Below are 18,366 nucleotides of genomic sequence, written 5' to 3'. Positions count from 1 at the left end.
ACAATATGTAAACAACATAATGTGATCTCCGCAGTATCTTACTAAAGATTAATAACTATTCTATTCCTTCACTTTATTCAGGAAGAATGACAATTTAAACAACAGCTCATCCTGTAATCCCGCTCTCAGCTTGGCTTCTTCATCTGTGATCCCCAGGCGGCGCAGACGCTGGTAGTATACATAAGAGCCCCCGATCAGTTCCAGGCACTCCTGTATCTTACGTTTAACTTCTGCCTCTTTTGTTCTCTTCTCAAATTCTTTCTTGCTGAGTATCTTATCCACAAAGTAGAAGTTGTCCTTATCTTCTACCCATTTCTTACCTTCCCTGTGCTGAGGTTTATAAACTTCCAGGTAGCAGTTATCAAGCTTCAGCACATCTCCGAATTCAGCACGTATATCTATTACTGTTGGCTTCTCTGCTGCGGGATCTGCCAGCCTTTTCTTTATATGATTACTGATCTCCACCCCCAGTTCATCGCTGCTCATCAGAATCTGGTTCAGCTCAGAGAATTCCAGGCTGATAGTGATACGTGCATAGCCACGGCCACTTTTGATTTTACCGAAAAGACTGGGAGAAGTTTGCTCATCAAAAATGATATCCTCTACCTGTACCTTGGTGATAGTTTTATAATTGGGCGCATATCCTTCTTCCAATGGCGTAGCCCGTTTGTTAACCAGTCGCGCCGGTTCCTGGCGGCGGGTAAACTGAATGAACTCATCTACAAAACGCAGATCCTGTTTCTTCAATTTAGTATACAGCTCATGCGTAGTATGGTTGTGGATCTTAGTCAACAACATCAGATCATTCCAGCTATCGGAATGCTGCATTTTCTTCAGCTCATCAAGTACATCGGTGGCTGCCATATTCCGGCGATAGTAAAGCTCGGATATAAGGAACTGGGCATATTCATGTATCGGGTATCCCAGTTCAGGCAGCACATCGTAGGGACTCCGCTTTTGTTCGCGGGCTCCTTCCAACAGATCTATATCAGACATAACCGGCGCCAAAAGGTACTTGCGTGCGGCCGCACGTAGTTTCTTACTCACATAATCCAGCAACTGATCGCTTACCTGGCCATGATGCACAAAATCATGTAAGATCTGTACAAAACGCCGCGATGCAGGTAATCCAAATTGCGAAAGAATATCGTTTTCCATGTCCAGCACGTCCTCAAAACCAGGCTCCTCCTTTCCAGGCTTCACCCGTTGATCCATCTGCTGGTAACGCTGATAGTATTCCTGTAATTTCAGTTTAAGCTGATCCATAATGTATATACAATTAAATATTAAAAACCTATATTCTCTCTAATTGACAACAGTGTTCAGGGATATTTGTTAATTTTTTTTTGTTCCGGACCATACATCCGGATCGGCGGCATGGAAACACCTGAAGTCAGGGGCTCCTCTGATGCCATAAAAACAACTCTCAGTTGATTATCAACTACTTAAAAAAATGGGAATGGAATGGGAAAGTGCGCAAAGATACATCTTTTCCGGACCCAAACAAAACCAAAACCGTATTCCTGGAATTCTTCAAAACAGCCACCATATTGGCAAACACAACAGTAATGATAAGGCATCATTTGTTGAATTGTCGATATATATAACCTACTGGATTTTTTTTCTTCAAAGTATTTGGATTTTAAAAATAGTTTCGCTTATCTTTGCACTCCCAACACGGAAACGGTGACTGTAGCTCAGTTGGTTAGAGCATCAGATTGTGGTTCTGAGGGTCGAGGGTTCGAGACCCTTCAGTCACCCTGGTTAAAAAAGGCTTCTCAAAAGGAAGCCTTTTTTTATTTTCATTTGCTGTGAAAAAGAACCGAAAAAAATATTTTGGCAGACGAAAGTTTCACTTATATTTGCACTCCCAAAAACGGGAAAAACGGTGACTGTAGCTCAGTTGGTTAGAGCATCAGATTGTGGTTCTGAGGGTCGAGGGTTCGAGACCCTTCAGTCACCCTGGTTAAAAAGGCTTCTCAAAAGGAAGCCTTTTTTATTGTTCCTATTTGCCCGGCATTTCTATACATTTGCGAAAATCAATTCATTCCATGATCTTTTTGCTCCCGGTTATTGCTGCTGTTATCGGTTGGTTTATGAACAGCCTGGCCATTAATATCATCTTCCGTAAATTCTCTCAAAATCAATCCGGCATTGCCGCTGGCCTGGGCGCGTATGCCGGCTCACAATTATTTTCCATCAATGATATAAAAAGCAGGCTTACTGATCCGGAGAAAATACGCTCCATTATTCCGGTAGTAGAAACACACCTCGACTCCTTCCTTCGCGAAAGGCTCCCGAAAGCAATGCCTGTGCTGTCGATGTTCATAGGCGATAGCACCATCAATCAGATAAAATCACATCTCGTTACCGAACTTGATGCGCTGTTCCCGATCCTGATCAGTCAGTACCTCGACAATGTGCAGCAGGATCTGAATCTTGAAAAAATCGTAACAGATAAAATCAGCAGCATTTCTGCCGAAAAACTGGAAAGCACTACCCGTCAGCAATTCGGGAAAGAACTAAACCAGTTCCGTCTTCTCGGCGCACTAACCGGGCTGATTACCGGCCTGCTCGCTATTGTTATCACGCTGATCGGCCACCAGTAACTGCTATCTCTGTTAACTACTGTTAAGACCTTCCGGAGCCTCTTTTTTGCTGTTCCCCTGTGAATAATTCCATTCATCACAATCTTCGACCACTCATACCAGGTGCCTGATAATTTTGCTACATCTGATTGAAAAGTCCGGATAAAAAAATTGAGGATGAATAAATGCTACGCAGTTCTTGCTGGTATATTCCTGTGGCAGGCGCAACTATTTGCACAGGCGCCTGGCACCACAGCGCCCCGGCAACGACAAGCTCCAACAGGACAACAGGCAGCGACAGGACAACAAGGCAGGCCTAATATGCCCCAGATCGGCCACCTTTACGGCAAACTGGTTGACGCCAAAACCAACAAACCAATAGAATACGCATCTGTTACGCTGATAAGACAAAGAGACTCTTCTTTGGTAACCGGTATGCTATCGAAACCCAATGGTGATTTCAGTCTGGAGAACCTGCCGTTCGGTCCTATGATACTGCGTGTCAATTTTATGGGCTATACCAGTCTGCAGAAAAAAGTGATGATCACCGGGCAGTCGATCGAACAGGATCTCGGCAATATTAAACTCACCGCCAACACCAAAACACTGCAGGCGGTGGAAGTTACCGGTCAGAAAAGCGCCTTCACCATGGGCATCGATAAGAAAGTGTTTAATGTAGACAGGAACCTCAGCAGCGTGGGCGGTACAGCACAGGATGTGCTGAAAAGCGTGCCGGCGGTGAATGTAGACCTCGACGGAAACGTTACCGTGCGCAATGCTACGCCCAATATTTTCGTGGATGGAAAGCCGTCTACGCTCACACTCGATCAGATACCGGCGGATGCCATTGAAAGCATAGAGCTGGTAACTAACCCGTCTGCCAAATACGATGCGGAAGGGATGTCAGGCATCCTGAATATCGTGCTGAAGAAAAACCGTAAAGCCGGTTTCAACGGGTCTGTGAATGTAGGTATCGGCACCGGCAATAAATATAACGGCGGTGGCAATATCAATATCCGTCAGGGTAAATTCAACGTTTTCGCCAACTACAATATCAACTCCAATCATGCCTGGGCGGATGGTACCACCAACCGCAGCAATTACCGCAGCGGCAGCAAATCAGATACCAGCTACCTGTTTCAGAGCAGCAACAGCAAAAGCAAACCGCTGTTCCAGTTTGGCAGATTTGGTATGGATTTCATGCCCGATAACCGTAACACGATTTCAATTGCACAGAATATTGTTGCAGGTGATTTCAAAAACTCGGAAGACCTGACCAGTACCTTCTCCGATAAAAACCATCTGATCAGTGGTAAATCCAACCGGTTGAACAATGGTGATTTCAGTTTCCGCAATTACACTACCACACTGGGTTTCAGGCATACATACGCCAAACCCAACAAGGAATGGACCGCAGATTTCAGCTATAACAGGAGCAATAACAGCCGCAACGGAGATTACCTCACGCAGGCACAGGATGCTGCCGGCAATCCCGTAGGGCAATCCCTGTTGCAGAATAACACTACTTCCGGGAAAACCACTTACATCAGTGCGCAGACGGATTATACCAATCCGGTCGGAAAAAACGGAAAGCTGGAACTCGGTGCAAAGGCCACTATCAGGAATTACACCAGTATATATAACGTGTATGATAAGGATACTACCACCGGTAACTTTATCTACAATCCGTTACTGTCCAATAATTATAAATACAACGAGGAGATCTACGCCGGCTACGCCAATTTTGCCAATACCATTGGCAATTTTGGCTACCAGGCCGGAGTACGGATGGAGCAGTACGTATATGCAGGGGAAAATCAGGGCACCAAATACAAACCCACCAGGGCCGTGCCTGGCCTCTTCCCCAGCCTGTTCCTGTCTCAAAAACTCAAACACGATCAGGAACTGCAACTTAACTATACCCGTCGCGTGAACAGGCCCAATTTCTTTCAGCTGATACCCTACCGCGACTACAGTGATCCGCAAAACCAGCGGGAAGGAAATCCTAACCTGAAACCGGAATACACCAACAGCTTTGAGTTTTCATATGTAAAAAACTGGACTACCAGCAATTTCCTGGGAAGCATTTACTTCAGGAATACCAACAATATGATCTCCACCCTCAGCACACCTATCGGAGCAGATACCCTGCTGACACGCTATATCAATGCTAACAGGGCCAATTCATATGGTGCGGAACTGACCTTCAAAAACCAGATCATAAAAGGATGGGATCTGACCAGTAACGTAAACCTGTACCAGACAGATATGAAGGTTAATACTAACGGACAGAATTTTACCAACAGTGGTTTCAGCTGGTTTGCTAAAATCAATTCTGAAACGAAGCTGCCGGCCAATTTCACGGTGCAGGTAAACGCTACTTACCAGGCTCCTACTATTGCATTGCCTGCCTCCAGCGGCAATGGTGGCGGCGGACGTGGCGGTGGTGGCGGCTTCAACCAGATTCCGTCTTCTGCCCAGGGTACTATCAAAGGCTTCAGTACAGTGGATCTGGCAGTAAAAAAAGACTTCCTGAAAAACAAAGCAGCATCCGTTACACTGAGCGTTTCAGATATCTTCAATACACGCCAGTATGAACTGAACCAGGTATCACCTGAATTTGCACAGGATTACATCCGTAAACGCGAATCACGTATCTTCAGGGTAAATTTCGCGTACCGTTTCGGTAAATTCGATGCCTCGTTGTTCAAAAAGAAAAAAAGAGATCAGGGAACTGACTCACAAATGGGCGACCAAATGCAAAGTTTCTAGGACATACAATATTCAAGACGGTGAATGCAAACCACAGGCCGGCTAGCAGTGTTACAGCACTCTGCCGGCTATTTTTTATCCTGACCACTCATCATATTTCCTGAATGTTTAAACATTCACCTATTACTTTTATACCGTTGTTGTATCAGATAGCAGCCAACGGCTGCTGTTTTAAAGTTGCTAAATCCACGCATGCGTAATTTCTTCTCACTCATGTTGGTGCTGATCGTTATGTCGTATAACGTTCACGCACAAACGCCCAATGCCGGCGCACTGAAAGTTACCGGAAAGGTAGTGGATGTTGTTACATCCAAGCCCATCGAATATGCTTCTGTTGTGTTATTGAAACAGGCGGATTCTTCTATGGTAACCGGTGCTTACACTACGCCCGCCGGTGTTTTTACATTCAGCAATGTTGCCCCGGACATTTACGTGCTCCGCATTACTTTCATGGGTTATCAGAAACTGGAGAAAGCCATTAAAGTAGTAGAAGGGAAAAATACGCTGGCAGGTACTATTCGCCTGCATACAGCCGGTAAGGAACTGAATGCGGTAGAGATCAAAGCAGAGAAACCTGCGTTCTCCATGCAGATCGACCGGCAGGTATTCGACGCCGGCAGCATGATCAATGCGGAAGGAGGAACAGGAACGGATGTATTGAAAAATATTCCGAGTGTGGATGTGGATATCGATGATAATATCACGCTTCGCGGTAAAAGTGTTACGATTTATGTGGATGGCAAGCCCTCTCCTTTCGGTGATGCTAAAACAGCACTGCAGATGATTCCTGCGGAAACCATCGATCGTGTGGAAGTGATCAACAACCCCTCCGCCAAATTCGAAGCCAATGGCGCTGGTGGTATTATCAACATTGTGCTGAAAAAAGATAAAGCGATCGGTTACAACGTGATGTTCAATCTGGGTGGGGCCACCCGCGGCGAAGGAAGCGGCAGCGCCAATGCCAGTTTGCGTATCAGAAAATTCAACTTCTTCGGCAACTACAATGGCAGATATGAACAAACAAATGGCAGCGGATTCAGCTATCGCCAGAATCTGATTGCCGACAGCAGCAATACCAGGTTCTTCTCCCAAAGCAGCAAAAACAAGAACAGGAACAGCAACGATGGCGGACGCCTGGGGTTTGATTATTTCATGGACGATCATAACACATTCACCTTCTCACAGGGTTTTAATTTCAGCCAGAACCGTAACCAGGATGATATCTTCCTGGACTACATGGATAACAAAAAATCAACCCTGCGCGATGGTGAACGGCATAATTCCAGCTACGGCAACGGTAATAATGTCAATTCCAACATCAGCTACAAACATACTTTCGACAAGCCCAACCAGGAACTTACCGCCTATGTTGCCTATAGCCGTAACGGGAACAGCAGCGGGAGTGACTACTTCACACAGTATCATATCATCAATATTGATACGTTGCCCCATGCCGATAAACAACGTAACAACGGCCGCAACGGCAACCGCTTCTGGAATTTGCAGTCGGACTACACTTCCCCGATCGGTAAGAAAGGTAAGATCGAAGCGGGGGTAAAATCGACTATGCGCCGCATCGACAACAACTATATCGCATCTCTCTATAACTGGAACGTAAATGATTATGTAGTCAGCAAATTATTGTCGAACGAGTATAGTTATGAAGAAGATATTTTTGCCGGTTATATCAATTTTGCAAACGCCATCGGGAATCTCGGCTACCAGGTTGGGGTACGGGCTGAACAATCGCACCTGAAAGGTTATTCCTATTCACGTGACACTACAGTGAACAACCGTTTCTTCAATCTCTTCCCGAGTGTATTCCTGAAGTATAACCTGCCTAAAAACCAGAACCAGAGCCTTGTTTTCAATTACTCCACGAGAATAGACCGGCCTAATTTCGATCAGTTGCTGCCTTATATCAATAACTCCGATCCGCAGAATATCCGTGTCGGAAATCCTGATCTGCAGCCGGCATTGTCTCACAAATTTGAGATCAGCTATTCGGAATACTATCCCAAGACGAACAATTACATGAGCACGAGTTTGTATTACGCGCAAACCAACGATAATATCGACCGTATCAGTACACTCGACACCATCAGTGGTGTGACCACCACCAAACCCATGAACCTGGCCACCCAGCAGAATATGGGAGGTAATATCTCCTACAGCCTCAATCTTACAAAATGGTGGAAAGTGTGGGCTAACCTGAATGTTGAATATAACAAGCTGACCAGTGTAACCATCAATAACGAGAATCTAAGCTACGGGCTCAATGGGAACACCCAATTTCGTTTGCCCGCCAGGGTTAGTGTGGAAGTAAGCGGCCATTTCCGCTCGCCCCGGATACAGCCCCAGGGTACCTTCAAAGCAATGAATGGTATAGACATGGGCATACGTAAGGAATTCCTGAAAAACAGGAACCTGGTGGTGGCACTGAATGTGGCAGATCTCTTTAACACCCAGCAATTCAGCTCACACTATCAAACAGCTACCTTCATACAGGACTACGACCGGAAAAGGGTTACCCGGTTCATCCGGCTGAATGTGCGTTATCGTTTCGGAAAAATGGATCCGAATCTCTTCAAAAAGAAGAAACACCAGCAGGAAGAAGAAGAGAAGCCTGAAGAAAAAGAAAAAGACGAAAAGGAGAAGCCCAAAGAAGGAAGACTTTAACTACTTCTTTCCTGCCAGCATTGGCACAAAGGAAAAATTATCAAAGATTTCCTCTTCGCTATCGGTATCGCTGGTGCGGGTGATGCGCAACATACGCTGCACGTCGTGTCCGCCAACAGGGATGACCATTTTACCACCTATTTTGAGCTGTTGCAGCAGCTTTTCGGGAACATAAGGAGCCGCAGCAGTAACCAGTATTTTGTCGAATGGCGCGTAGGTAGATAATCCTTCATAGCCATCGCCATAAAAGAAACGGAGATTACGGTACTGCGACTTAAAAGGAAAGGTTTTCACCTGGTCGAACAGCTTACGCTGACGTTCTATGGTAAAAACATTGGCTTTCAGCTCTGCCAGTACACAGGCCTGGTAAGCGCTCCCCGTACCTATTTCCAGTACCTTCTCATAAGGTTTCACCTCCAGCAGCTGGGTCTGATAGGCCACCGTATAGGGCTGTGAAATAGTTTGCCCCTCTCCGATAGGAAAGGCTCTGTCGTCGTATGCTATACTCTCAAAAGCCGTATCAAGGAAAAAATGCCGGGGAATATTGCCGATAGCCGCCAGTACATTTTCATCTGTAATACCTTTCTGACGGATGCCATCAACCAGCTGTTTACGTAATCCTTTTTGTTTATAAGTATCTTCATACCGCCTCATGGCCGCAAAATTAACCAATACCATCGATTTTCCATCTCTTTTTGGGGGCTGTAATTTCGGACATTCATTTTTTTATTTTTACTTTACAATCCATTTATGATTGACGGCTTACAAAATAAGTACCATGGATATTAATATTCAAAACAAAGTATCTCAGTGGCTCAATGGTAATTTCGACCCGGAAACCATCGCCACTATCCGGAAAATGCAGGAAAGCAACTCCGATGAGCTCACCGATGCTTTTTATCGTAACCTCGAATTCGGTACCGGAGGCCTGAGAGGTATCATGGGCGTGGGTACCAACCGCATGAATAAATATACCATAGGTATGGCTACCCAGGGCTTTGCCAACTACCTCAAAAAGAGCTTTTCCGGTGAAATCAAAGTAGCCATTGCGCACGACAGCCGCAATAATGCACGCTTTTTCGCCGAAACAGTAGCCAATGTATTTGCGGCCAATGGTATCAAAGTATTTCTCTTTGAAAGCCTCCGTCCAACCCCGGAGTTATCTTTCACCATCCGTCACCTTCAATGCCATGGCGGAGTAGTGCTTACTGCCTCCCATAACCCCCGGGAGTACAACGGTTATAAAGCTTACTGGAACGATGGCGCCCAACTGGTTCCGCCGCACGACAGTAACGTGATCCACGAAGTAGAGAGCATTGCTTCTCCGGATGATGTAAAATGGACCGGAGGCGAGGCCAATATCACTATCATAGGTGAGGAGGTGGATGAGGCTTACAGAAAAGAGCTGGTGAGCCTGTCTATCAACCCTGAGATCAATAAACAGCAACACGACCTTAAAATAGTATACACCCCAATCCACGGTACCGGTATTACCCAGGTGCCCCAGGTACTGGAGCGTTATGGGTTCACCAATGTTAATATTGTACAGGAGCAGGCTACACCGGATGGCAACTTCCCGACCGTGGTATATCCCAACCCGGAAGAATCCGAAGCGATGAGCCTGGGCCTGAAAAAAGCCAAAGAACTGGATGCAGACATCCTGCTCGGAACGGACCCTGACGCTGATCGTGTAGGCATTGCCGTAAAGGATCTGAAAGGCGAATGGATACTCCTCAATGGCAACCAGACCGGCGTACTGCTGTTCAACTATATCGTTGAAGCCCGCAAACGTAAAGGGCTGGCTAAACCCAACGATTATATCGCGAAAACGGTGGTAACATCCGATCTCATCGATGTATTTGCTGCAAAAAACAATATCAATTGCTATAATGTACTGACCGGCTTTAAATGGATTGCCGATATGATCCGTCGCAAAGAAGCACAGGAAAACTTTATCTGTGGCGGTGAAGAGTCGTACGGTTATATGATTGGCCAGAATGTACGCGACAAGGATGCAGTGGCTTCTGTAGCCATGATCTGTGAGATGGCAGCATATGCCCGCAGCCAGGGAAAATCCCTCTTCGAGGAACTGATTAATATTTATGTCCGCTACGGTTATTATAAAGAACATCTGATCTCTATTACCAAAAAAGGTATGAGAGGAGCAGAAGAAATTGCCGAAATGATGCGTGGTTACAGGGAAAACCCGCCGGCTGCCATCAATGGCTCCCCGGTAGTAACCCTGTATGACTATCAACTGCAGCAGATCAGGGATATTAAAACCGGTGATATCAAGCCATTGGATCTTCCCAAATCCAATGTACTGCAGTTTCTGCTCGCCGACGGCAGCAAAATATCCGCCCGTCCGTCAGGAACAGAACCTAAAATCAAATTTTACTTCAGCGTCAATGCTCCACTGGCAAGTGCGGCCGACTTTGATAAAGTAACAGCCCAACTGGATCAGAAAATAAATGGTATTATTCAGGATCTGAAACTGACTAATTAAGAATAGAGAATGAGGAAATTAAGAATGATGAGCGAAGACCAAAGCGATTACAAACGTGGTCAATCGCTTTGGTCTTCGCTCATCATTCTTAATTTCCTCATTCTCTATTCTTAATTCTCATCAGCTGCTTACATGAAAAAACCACTGCTTATCTTCCTGATATTGCTGTTAACCATGAACAGCAGGGCACAAAAAAAAGTGCCGTTCTTCTCTATACCCGATACTACTGTCAAATCCCATGTATGGCTGCTGAGCGGCACCACCGTTGCACTCTATGGCGCCAGTCTTGCTGCGCTTAATGTTGCCTGGTATAAAGGCTATCCCCGCTCCGGCTTTCATTTCTTCAACGATATGGGCGAATGGAACCAGATGGATAAAGCCGGACACATATTCAGCGCTTACTTTATAGGAAAATACAGCCGCGAAATGTGGCGCTGGTCGGGCTTGCCGAGAAAGCAACAGATCTGGATCGGAGGGCTGAGCGGCCTTGGGTATCAATCAGTCATTGAAATACTGGACGGATTCTCCGCTGAATGGGGCTTTTCCTGGGGCGACATGGCCGCCAACGCCATCGGTTCCGGTATGCTGATCAGCCAGGAACTTGCCTGGAACGAACAAAGGATACAAATGAAATTTTCCGCACATCCCGAACGATACAGCGATCCTGTGTTGCACGACAAAGCCAAACAGCTGTTCGGAGATCCCTATTGGGAACGGACGCTGAAAGACTACAACGGACAAACCTATTGGCTGTCTGTAAACCTGTGGTCGTTCCGGAAAGACAGTCACTTACCCAAATGGCTGAACGTAGCAATAGGATACGGCGCACAGGGAATGCTGGGTGGCACGGACAATACCTGGACAGACGCCCACGGTATAGAGAGGGACTATAGTCATATTCCCCGGTTGCGGCGCTTCTATATTTCTCCGGATGTGGATTTTACGAAGATCCCCACCCGGAAAAAAGGTGTGAAAGTATTATTGCAGGTATTGAATATGGTGAAATTTCCTGCTCCGGCGCTGGAGATCAATTCGGCCGGCACAGCGAAGTTACATGCACTCTGGTTTTAATTATTCGAAATAAGCCGATACAATTTCTTCTCCGTTCATTTCTACCAGTACCATGTCCTGCATGGTGGTGGCCAGTGAATATCCAACAAAATCAACAGAAAGCGGGAAAGATTTATGCCTGCGGTCTACCAGCACGGCCGTTTGTATTTTCTTAGGCAGGTATTCCAACAGGGGCTTCAGGGCATATAACATCGTACGACCTGAGTTAGCCACATCATCCACTACTACTACCACTTTGTCTGTAAAGTCGATCGCCTCAGAAACTTTCACTTCTCCCGGATGCTGCTTATCCAGCCGCAATTCTATGATATGTGTTTTAAGCGGAGAAATCTGCCCCAGGATAGCCGCTATTTTATGAGCAATGATCACACCGCGGTCCCATATACCAGCCAGTATAATATCGGTACCGTCGCTGTTAAGTTCGTATATCTCATAAGCGATGCGCTCGAGTTTCTTTTGAATGATATCCTGTGTGAGAATGATATTCCTGCTTTCCATAGCCGCAAAAATAAGCAATTAGGTATTAGTCGTCCGCTTTTAACGAAAAAATTAAAAAGCCCCTGACATAAAAAACGAAAGCCTAAAGCTGCTGGCCGGCAGTCAAAAAAGCCCTAAATTAGGGAGTCAAATCTGATATAATGCATATTGTACAAGAACTGTTATTTGTAATCCTATTTGGAGCCGCCGTCTACCTCTTTTCCCGGAAGGCTGGCAGAATACGGCAAAACATCCTGCTGGGTCGCGATAAAGACCTGAACGACCACCCTGACCAACGTTGGAAAAATGTACTGTTACTCGCATTCGGTCAGAAAAAGATGTTCCGCAACCCACTGGTAGCTGTCCTTCACTTCTTTGTATACGCTGGCTTCCTGATCATTAATATCGAGATACTGGAAATCATACTCGATGGGATACTGGGTAAACATCGTTTATTCGTTCCCGTTTTAGGAGATCTCTATCCTGTGCTGATCAGTCTATTTGAAATACTGGCCGTGCTGGTGATCACCGGTTGTGCCATCTTCCTGATACGCAGGAATATCCTGAAGATCATGCGCTTCAGAAGCAAAGACCTGGATGGCTGGCCGCGTTCTGATGCCAATTATATCCTCATCACGGAGATAGCGCTCATGACCTTGTTCCTGACCATGAATACGGCCGACCTTACGCTACAGACAAGAGGGGCAGCTCATTACCTGCCCACCGGTAATTTCTGGATAACCGGGATGTTCACCCCTTTGTTCAACGGTTTGTCCGACACCACGCTGACCGCGCTGGAACGTGGTTGCTGGTGGCTGCATATCTTAGGTGTACTGGCATTTCTCAACTACCTCCCCTATTCCAAGCACCTGCACATTATCCTGGCATTTCCCAATGCCTACTACTCCAGCCTGGAGCCTAAAGGAGAAATGGAGAATATGCCTGCAGTACAACATGAAGTACAATTGATGCTGCAGCCCGAGCTGGCGGCTAATGAACCGGCAACTACCACTATGCCTAAATTTGGCGCAAAAGACGTTACAGACCTTACCTGGAAAAATCTGCTGGATGCCTATAGCTGTACAGAATGCGGCAGATGCAGTGCGGCCTGCCCGGCTAACATCACCGGCAAGCGGCTTTCGCCCCGCAAAATCATGATGGACACCCGCGACCGCCTCGAAGAAGTAGGACGCAACATCAGCGCTAACGGCAGTTTCCAGGATGATAATAAAAGCTTGTTGCGGGATTATATTTCGGAAGAAGAATTACGCGCATGTACCACCTGCAACGCCTGTGTACAGGAATGCCCGGTTAGCATCAGTCCCCTCGACATTATACTGCAGCTGCGCCGGCACCTGGTTATGGAAGAATCCAGTGCTCCGGCTGAATGGACAGGGATGTTCAGTAACATCGAAAATAATATGGCCCCGTGGAAGTTCAGCATGGACGATCGCGACAAATGGACCAGCATCTGACTTAATTAATTTAAACTCTTAGGAATGCATATTAAGACAATGGCAGAATATGCCGCGAATGGAGAAACCCCGGAAGTACTGTTCTGGGTAGGATGCGCGGGAAGTTTCGATCAGCGTGCCCAGAAGATCACCCGGGCTTTTGCTACCATTCTCGATAAAGTAGGGATCAAATTTGCGATCCTGGGTAAGGAAGAAAACTGTACAGGCGACCCGGCAAGAAGGGCCGGCAATGAATTCATCTTCCAGATGATGGCCCAGAACAATATACAGCTCCTGAATATGTATGCGGTGAAGAAAATTGTTACTGCCTGCCCTCATTGCTTCAATACACTTAAAAATGAATATCCGGCACTCGGCGGCCACTACGAAGTCATACATCATACCACTTTCCTCCAATCCCTCATTGATGAAGGGAAAATAAAAATGCAGGAAGGTGGCTCCTTCAAGGGAAAAAAGATCACTTACCACGACTCCTGTTATCTGGGCCGTGCCAACAGCATATATGAAGCTCCCCGGAAGGTACTCGAGGTGCTGGATGCTGAGCTGGTGGAAATGAAGCGTTGCCGTAGCAAAGGGCTTTGTTGCGGTGCCGGTGGCGCGCAGATGTTTAAGGAAGAAGAGAAAGGCGCCACCCGTATCAATTTCGAGCGTGGAAATGAAGCGGTGGCTACCGGGGCATCTGTGATCGCCGCGAACTGCCCATTCTGTATGACTATGCTCACCGACGGCGTAAAAGAAGCCGGTAAGGAAGATTCAGTCAAGGTACTGGATATCGCAGAGCTGATCGCCGAAAGCATGAAGTAATTTCATTTACTTAAATTTGTACCATGAATAGCAGCAATATCTTCCCTGAAGGATTTTCTCCCTCCTCCAGGGTTTGGATCTACCAGAGCAACAGACCATTTAATGAACAGGAGATATTGGAGATCAACGAGCAGCTTCATCAGTTCACTGCCCAGTGGAATGCCCATGGCGATCCTGTGAAAGGATGGGGCGGTGTAGTGTTGAACCAGGTAATAGTACTGCTGGCCGACGAAACACAAACAACCGTAAGTGGTTGCAGCACAGATAGTTCCGTTCGTATCATCAAGAGCCTGGAAAAACAGTACGAGGTCAATCTTTTCGATCGCCTCCTGCTGGGCTTCCTCGTCAACGATAAAGTACAACTCCTGCCCATGGCGCAGGTGGCCTACGCGCTTGAAAAAGGGTATATCAACGAAAATACCCTCTATCTGAACAACACCGTACTAACCAAACAGGATCTGGATAAGAACTGGCTGGTGCCCTTGAAAGATTCGTGGATTGCCAGAAAACTGGCAATTACGAATTGAGAATTGGGAATGAAGAATTAAGAATGAAAGCGAAGAACTTAGCGGATAGTATTGTCAATCGCTAAGTTCTTCGCTTTCATTCTTAATTCTTCATTCCCAATTCTTCATTCCATTCTGCCATTCTGTCATTTTGTTATTTTTTTTTGCCTATTTTTGCTTTCCAAAATTTTTGTCAGGATGCTAGATCTGGATACCAAAGTGCATGATGAAAGTCGCCAGGGAGAAGCTTATGCTCCCACAGCGGCCGGCACCCAAACATATACTAAAAAATTCTACATTGAGAGCTATGGCTGTGCGATGAACTTCAATGATAGTGAAATTGTAGCCTCCATACTCGGAGAAGAAGGCTATGGTCCTACCCGGAATGCCGAAGAAGCCAGCCTGATACTGGTAAACACCTGTTCCATCCGCGAGAAAGCGGAACAAACAGTGCGTAAACGTCTTACCGAATTCAAAAAAATAAAGGAACAAACGCCGGGAATGCTGGTAGGCGTACTGGGATGTATGGCTGAACGTATCAAAGCCAAACTGCTGGATGAAGAAAAACTGGTAGACCTGGTAGTGGGCCCCGACGCTTACCGCAGCCTGCCTGCCCTGATCGCAGAAGCAGAAGGCGGACAGAAATCCGTGAACGTTTTGCTGAGCCGCGAAGAAACCTATGGAGATATCAGCCCGGTACGACTGGATCAGAACGGAGTTACATCTTTCGTATCCATTATGCGGGGTTGCAATAACATGTGCGCCTTTTGTGTGGTACCATTTACCCGTGGCCGGGAGCGCAGTCGCGACGCCTACTCCATTGTTAGAGAAGCTGCAGAATTGTTCCGGAATGGCTATCGTGAGGTCACCCTGCTGGGTCAGAACGTGGATTCCTACTACTGGACCAGTCCGGATGACAGCGAAACCGTTACGTTCGCGATGCTGCTGGAGAGGGTTGCTCTCATCGATCCATTGCTCCGCGTGCGTTTCAGCACTTCCCATCCGAAAGATATTACGGATGAAGTGTTGTTCATCATGCAGAAATACGAGAATATTTGTAATTATATCCATCTGCCGGTACAAAGCGGCAGCTCCCGTATATTACAGCTGATGAACCGTACTTACACCAGGGAATGGTATATCAAAAAGGTAGAACGCATCCGTGAGCTGTTGCCCGATTGTGGCTTGTCGACCGACGTGATCGCCGGCTTCTGCACAGAAACAGAAGAAGACCACCAGCAAACGCTTAGCCTGATGGAATATGCCCATTACGATCTGGCATATATGTATTTCTACTCTGAACGCCCGGGTACATTGGCGGAGCGTCGTTATCAGGATGATGTACCGGAAGATGTAAAGAAAAGACGGTTAGCTGAAATAGTGGAGCTTCACCGCCGGCATTCTCAGGAAAACATGGAAAAAGAAATAGGTAAAACCTTCAAAGTACTGGTAGAAGGCTTTTCCAAACGCTCAGAAGATGACCTCTTTGGCCGTAACGATCAGAACAAGGCGATAGTGTTCCCTAAGGAGCGCTATAAAAAAGGTGATTATGTAATGGTGAAAGTGGAAAGCTGTACTTCAGGTACGTTGATAGGAAAGGCTGTTGAGTAGAGGGCTGGCAACATTACTAATATTCAGTGTTGGTTACCATGCAAAACGCTGAAACAATTTTAAACCATCAAACTTACGAATAACCGCTTATGGACATTCAGGCTATAAAAAACAGGTTTGGCATTATTGGTAGTAGCCCTGCTCTCAACTACGCATTGCAGGTGGCTGTTCAGGTAGCCAATACCGACCTCACCGTACTCATTAATGGTGAAAGTGGTGTTGGTAAAGAAGTTTTTTCACAGATTATTCATGCCCTGAGCGCCAGGAAACATAATCCGTTCATAGCCGTTAACTGCGGCGCCATTCCGGAAGGAACCATCGATTCGGAACTCTTTGGTCATGAAAAAGGCTCCTTTACCGGAGCTGTCGACAGCCGCAAAGGCTATTTCGAAACGGTGAACGGTGGCACTATTTTCCTCGACGAAATCGGGGAAATGCCAATGGGCACCCAGGCCCGCCTGCTCCGTGTACTGGAAACCGGGGAATATATCAGGGTGGGTTCTTCCAAAGTACAAAAAACCGATGTACGCGTGGTAGCCGCTACCAACAGGGATCTGCTGGAACGCACCCAACAGGGAAAATTCCGTGAAGATCTTTACTACAGGCTCAATACGGTACCTATCCGCGTACCTGCGCTGCGCGACCGCAAGGAAGATATTCCGCTGCTGTTCAGAAAGTTTTCGGTCGACTTCTCCGAAAAATATAAAACACCTGCCATACAATTGGATGAAGAAGCGCGTAATATACTCGTCAACTATACCTGGAGGGGAAATATCCGCGAACTGAAAAATATTGCAGAGCAGATTTCCGTTCTTGCTACGGATAAACTGGTTACCGCTAACGATCTGAAGCGCTTCCTGCCGGAACAGCCGGAAGTAAACCGCCTGCCAATGCTGGCAGCGCCTCAGCAGCAGAACAGCGATTTCGCCAGCGAAAGAGATATCCTGTACAAGCTTTTCTTCGACATGAAGAAAGATGTGACTGAGGTGAAGAAAATGTTTTTCGATATCCTGCAGAATCCCAATGTTGCGCATACTGCAGAATACCATCCGGATAATCATGTATTGCACAGTTACCCTTCTGCTCCGGAAGTAGCTACACCAGCGGCTCCTGGCCTTAGCAGCACGCAGCCGATTATCATCGCCGATAATAAAATAGATCATCATGAAGAGGTGGAAGAAACCTTATCTATTGCCGACAAGGAGAAAGAACTCATTGTGAAAGCACTGAAAAAGCACAAGGGTAAACGTAAAGACGCCGCACTTGATCTGGGGATTTCCGAGAGAACGCTTTACCGCAAATTAAAAGAATATAACATCGCCGAATAAACGAATTTTTAATATCAGCATCACAATGATCCGTAATATCAGATTATTCATATCTATATCGTTTCTGGCCATGCTGGCCGGCTGTAGTGTTAAATACTCTACCACAGGCGCCAGTATCGATCAGGAGGCTAAAACTGTAAATGTTCGATTTATAGAAAACCGCGCGCCCATCAATAACCCAACCCTGAGCCAGAAACTGACTCAGAAGTTGCGCGATAAAATCACTTCCCAGACCCGTCTGACGCAGGTGAATGAAACAGAACCGAGGGCCGACTATGAGTTCAAGGCCACCATTACCGGCTACTCCTTCTCCAACGCCGCGGTAACCGACGTGGATAAAGCGGCCACTTCCCGTTTGAATGTGACCGTAAATGTAACCTTCATCAAACGTATAGGCGATAAAAAAGGATTCACCCAGTCGTTCACCCGCTCTGGGGAGTTCTCGGCATCGCAGTTGCCCAGCAGTGTGGAAAATGGCCTGCTCGACGACAAGATCATCCCTGGTATCATCGATGATATCTTCAACAGGGCGTTTGCAAACTGGTAATG

Annotated in this window: 14 protein-coding genes and 2 tRNA genes; 13 read left to right on the top strand and 3 right to left on the bottom strand. The window is 46.5% G+C overall.

The features are described 5' to 3' along the window. Nucleotides 1–60: 60 nt before the first annotated feature. The gene (locus tag UNH61_RS06695) at nt 61–1,266 is read right to left on the bottom strand and encodes a hypothetical protein (RefSeq protein WP_326991361.1); all 1,206 of its coding nucleotides are present in this window, start codon (nt 1,264–1,266) and stop codon (nt 61–63) included. A 420-nt stretch (nt 1,267–1,686) separates the two neighbouring features. Here UNH61_RS06695 and UNH61_RS06690 point away from each other — a divergent pair. From UNH61_RS06690 to UNH61_RS06670, 5 genes are all read left to right on the top strand, one after another. Beyond that, nucleotides 1,687–1,760, top strand: a tRNA-His gene (locus UNH61_RS06690). 128 nt (nt 1,761–1,888) lie between these two features. Beyond that, nucleotides 1,889–1,962, top strand: a tRNA-His gene (locus UNH61_RS06685). A gap of 89 nt (nt 1,963–2,051) precedes the next feature. Further along, nucleotides 2,052–2,609, top strand: a complete 558-nt coding sequence (locus UNH61_RS06680; RefSeq protein WP_326991360.1) for a DUF445 domain-containing protein — start codon at nt 2,052–2,054, stop codon at nt 2,607–2,609. A gap of 156 nt (nt 2,610–2,765) precedes the next feature. Next, entirely contained in the window at nt 2,766–5,360 is a 2,595-nt protein-coding gene (locus UNH61_RS06675; RefSeq protein WP_326991359.1) for a TonB-dependent receptor, read from the top strand. 192 nt (nt 5,361–5,552) lie between these two features. Beyond that, on the top strand, nt 5,553–8,039 hold the full coding sequence (locus UNH61_RS06670) for an outer membrane beta-barrel protein (protein WP_326991358.1): 2,487 nt from the start codon (nt 5,553–5,555) through the stop codon (nt 8,037–8,039). On the opposite strand, the gene UNH61_RS06665 is transcribed toward UNH61_RS06670, so the two are convergent. After that, complete coding sequence (locus tag UNH61_RS06665) at nt 8,040–8,693, bottom strand: protein-L-isoaspartate(D-aspartate) O-methyltransferase (protein ID WP_326991357.1); 654 nt, start codon at nt 8,691–8,693, stop codon at nt 8,040–8,042. A gap of 124 nt (nt 8,694–8,817) precedes the next feature. Here UNH61_RS06665 and UNH61_RS06660 point away from each other — a divergent pair, with 124 nt between their 5' ends. Both UNH61_RS06660 and UNH61_RS06655 read left to right on the top strand, forming a co-directional pair. After that, the gene (locus UNH61_RS06660) at nt 8,818–10,545 is read left to right on the top strand and encodes a phospho-sugar mutase (RefSeq protein WP_326991356.1); all 1,728 of its coding nucleotides are present in this window, start codon (nt 8,818–8,820) and stop codon (nt 10,543–10,545) included. 132 nt (nt 10,546–10,677) lie between these two features. After that, nucleotides 10,678–11,616, top strand: a complete 939-nt coding sequence (locus UNH61_RS06655; protein ID WP_326991355.1) for a DUF2279 domain-containing protein — start codon at nt 10,678–10,680, stop codon at nt 11,614–11,616. Here the strand turns inward: UNH61_RS06655 and UNH61_RS06650 are convergent, their stop codons facing one another. After that, complete coding sequence (locus UNH61_RS06650; protein ID WP_326991354.1) at nt 11,617–12,114, bottom strand: phosphoribosyltransferase family protein; 498 nt, start codon at nt 12,112–12,114, stop codon at nt 11,617–11,619. It abuts the gene before it with no gap. Nucleotides 12,115–12,254: 140 nt separating this feature from the next. Here UNH61_RS06650 and UNH61_RS06645 point away from each other — a divergent pair, with 140 nt between their 5' ends. The 6 genes from UNH61_RS06645 (at nt 12,255) to UNH61_RS06620 (ending at nt 18,364) form a co-directional block, all read left to right on the top strand. Beyond that, a complete protein-coding gene (locus UNH61_RS06645) occupies nt 12,255–13,568 on the top strand; it encodes a (Fe-S)-binding protein (protein ID WP_326991353.1) in 1,314 nt (437 codons plus the stop codon). A gap of 24 nt (nt 13,569–13,592) precedes the next feature. Beyond that, nucleotides 13,593–14,372, top strand: coding sequence for a (Fe-S)-binding protein (locus tag UNH61_RS06640; protein WP_326991352.1), 780 nt, complete (start codon nt 13,593–13,595; stop codon nt 14,370–14,372). 23 nt (nt 14,373–14,395) lie between these two features. Continuing rightward, on the top strand, nt 14,396–14,899 hold the full coding sequence (locus UNH61_RS06635) for a hypothetical protein (RefSeq protein WP_326991351.1): 504 nt from the start codon (nt 14,396–14,398) through the stop codon (nt 14,897–14,899). A 177-nt stretch (nt 14,900–15,076) separates the two neighbouring features. Then, the gene (gene miaB / locus UNH61_RS06630) at nt 15,077–16,489 is read left to right on the top strand and encodes a tRNA (N6-isopentenyl adenosine(37)-C2)-methylthiotransferase MiaB (protein WP_326991350.1); all 1,413 of its coding nucleotides are present in this window, start codon (nt 15,077–15,079) and stop codon (nt 16,487–16,489) included. Between the two features lie 89 nt (nt 16,490–16,578). Next, nucleotides 16,579–17,817 carry a sigma-54 dependent transcriptional regulator gene (locus UNH61_RS06625; RefSeq protein ID WP_326991349.1) on the top strand — a complete coding sequence of 413 codons (1,239 nt, stop codon included), beginning with the start codon at nt 16,579–16,581 and terminating at the stop codon, nt 17,815–17,817. A gap of 25 nt (nt 17,818–17,842) precedes the next feature. Then, entirely contained in the window at nt 17,843–18,364 is a 522-nt protein-coding gene (locus UNH61_RS06620; RefSeq protein ID WP_326991348.1) for an LptE family protein, read from the top strand. Nucleotides 18,365–18,366 lie beyond the last annotated feature (2 nt).

It is taken from the genome of Chitinophaga sp. 180180018-3 (assembly GCF_037893185.1).
GTDB lineage: Bacteria > Bacteroidota > Bacteroidia > Chitinophagales > Chitinophagaceae > Chitinophaga.
The sequence above is the reverse complement of the archived record's forward strand: the minus strand, read 5'-3'. Positions and strand labels throughout refer to the sequence as shown.

What these genes read in the sequence shown, in the direction of transcription:
- UNH61_RS06695 (WP_326991361.1), bottom strand. Translation starts at nt 1,266, where the DNA reads ATGGATCAGCTTAAACTGAAATTACAGGAATACTATCAGCGTTACCAG.
- UNH61_RS06680 (WP_326991360.1), top strand. Translation starts at nt 2,052, where the DNA reads ATGATCTTTTTGCTCCCGGTTATTGCTGCTGTTATCGGTTGGTTTATG.
- UNH61_RS06675 (WP_326991359.1), top strand. Translation starts at nt 2,766, where the DNA reads ATGAATAAATGCTACGCAGTTCTTGCTGGTATATTCCTGTGGCAGGCG.
- UNH61_RS06670 (WP_326991358.1), top strand. Translation starts at nt 5,553, where the DNA reads ATGCGTAATTTCTTCTCACTCATGTTGGTGCTGATCGTTATGTCGTAT.
- UNH61_RS06665 (WP_326991357.1), bottom strand. Translation starts at nt 8,693, where the DNA reads ATGAGGCGGTATGAAGATACTTATAAACAAAAAGGATTACGTAAACAG.
- UNH61_RS06660 (WP_326991356.1), top strand. Translation starts at nt 8,818, where the DNA reads ATGGATATTAATATTCAAAACAAAGTATCTCAGTGGCTCAATGGTAAT.
- UNH61_RS06655 (WP_326991355.1), top strand. Translation starts at nt 10,678, where the DNA reads ATGAAAAAACCACTGCTTATCTTCCTGATATTGCTGTTAACCATGAAC.
- UNH61_RS06650 (WP_326991354.1), bottom strand. Translation starts at nt 12,114, where the DNA reads ATGGAAAGCAGGAATATCATTCTCACACAGGATATCATTCAAAAGAAA.
- UNH61_RS06645 (WP_326991353.1), top strand. Translation starts at nt 12,255, where the DNA reads ATGCATATTGTACAAGAACTGTTATTTGTAATCCTATTTGGAGCCGCC.
- UNH61_RS06640 (WP_326991352.1), top strand. Translation starts at nt 13,593, where the DNA reads ATGCATATTAAGACAATGGCAGAATATGCCGCGAATGGAGAAACCCCG.
- UNH61_RS06635 (WP_326991351.1), top strand. Translation starts at nt 14,396, where the DNA reads ATGAATAGCAGCAATATCTTCCCTGAAGGATTTTCTCCCTCCTCCAGG.
- miaB (WP_326991350.1), top strand. Translation starts at nt 15,077, where the DNA reads ATGCTAGATCTGGATACCAAAGTGCATGATGAAAGTCGCCAGGGAGAA.
- UNH61_RS06625 (WP_326991349.1), top strand. Translation starts at nt 16,579, where the DNA reads ATGGACATTCAGGCTATAAAAAACAGGTTTGGCATTATTGGTAGTAGC.
- UNH61_RS06620 (WP_326991348.1), top strand. Translation starts at nt 17,843, where the DNA reads ATGATCCGTAATATCAGATTATTCATATCTATATCGTTTCTGGCCATG.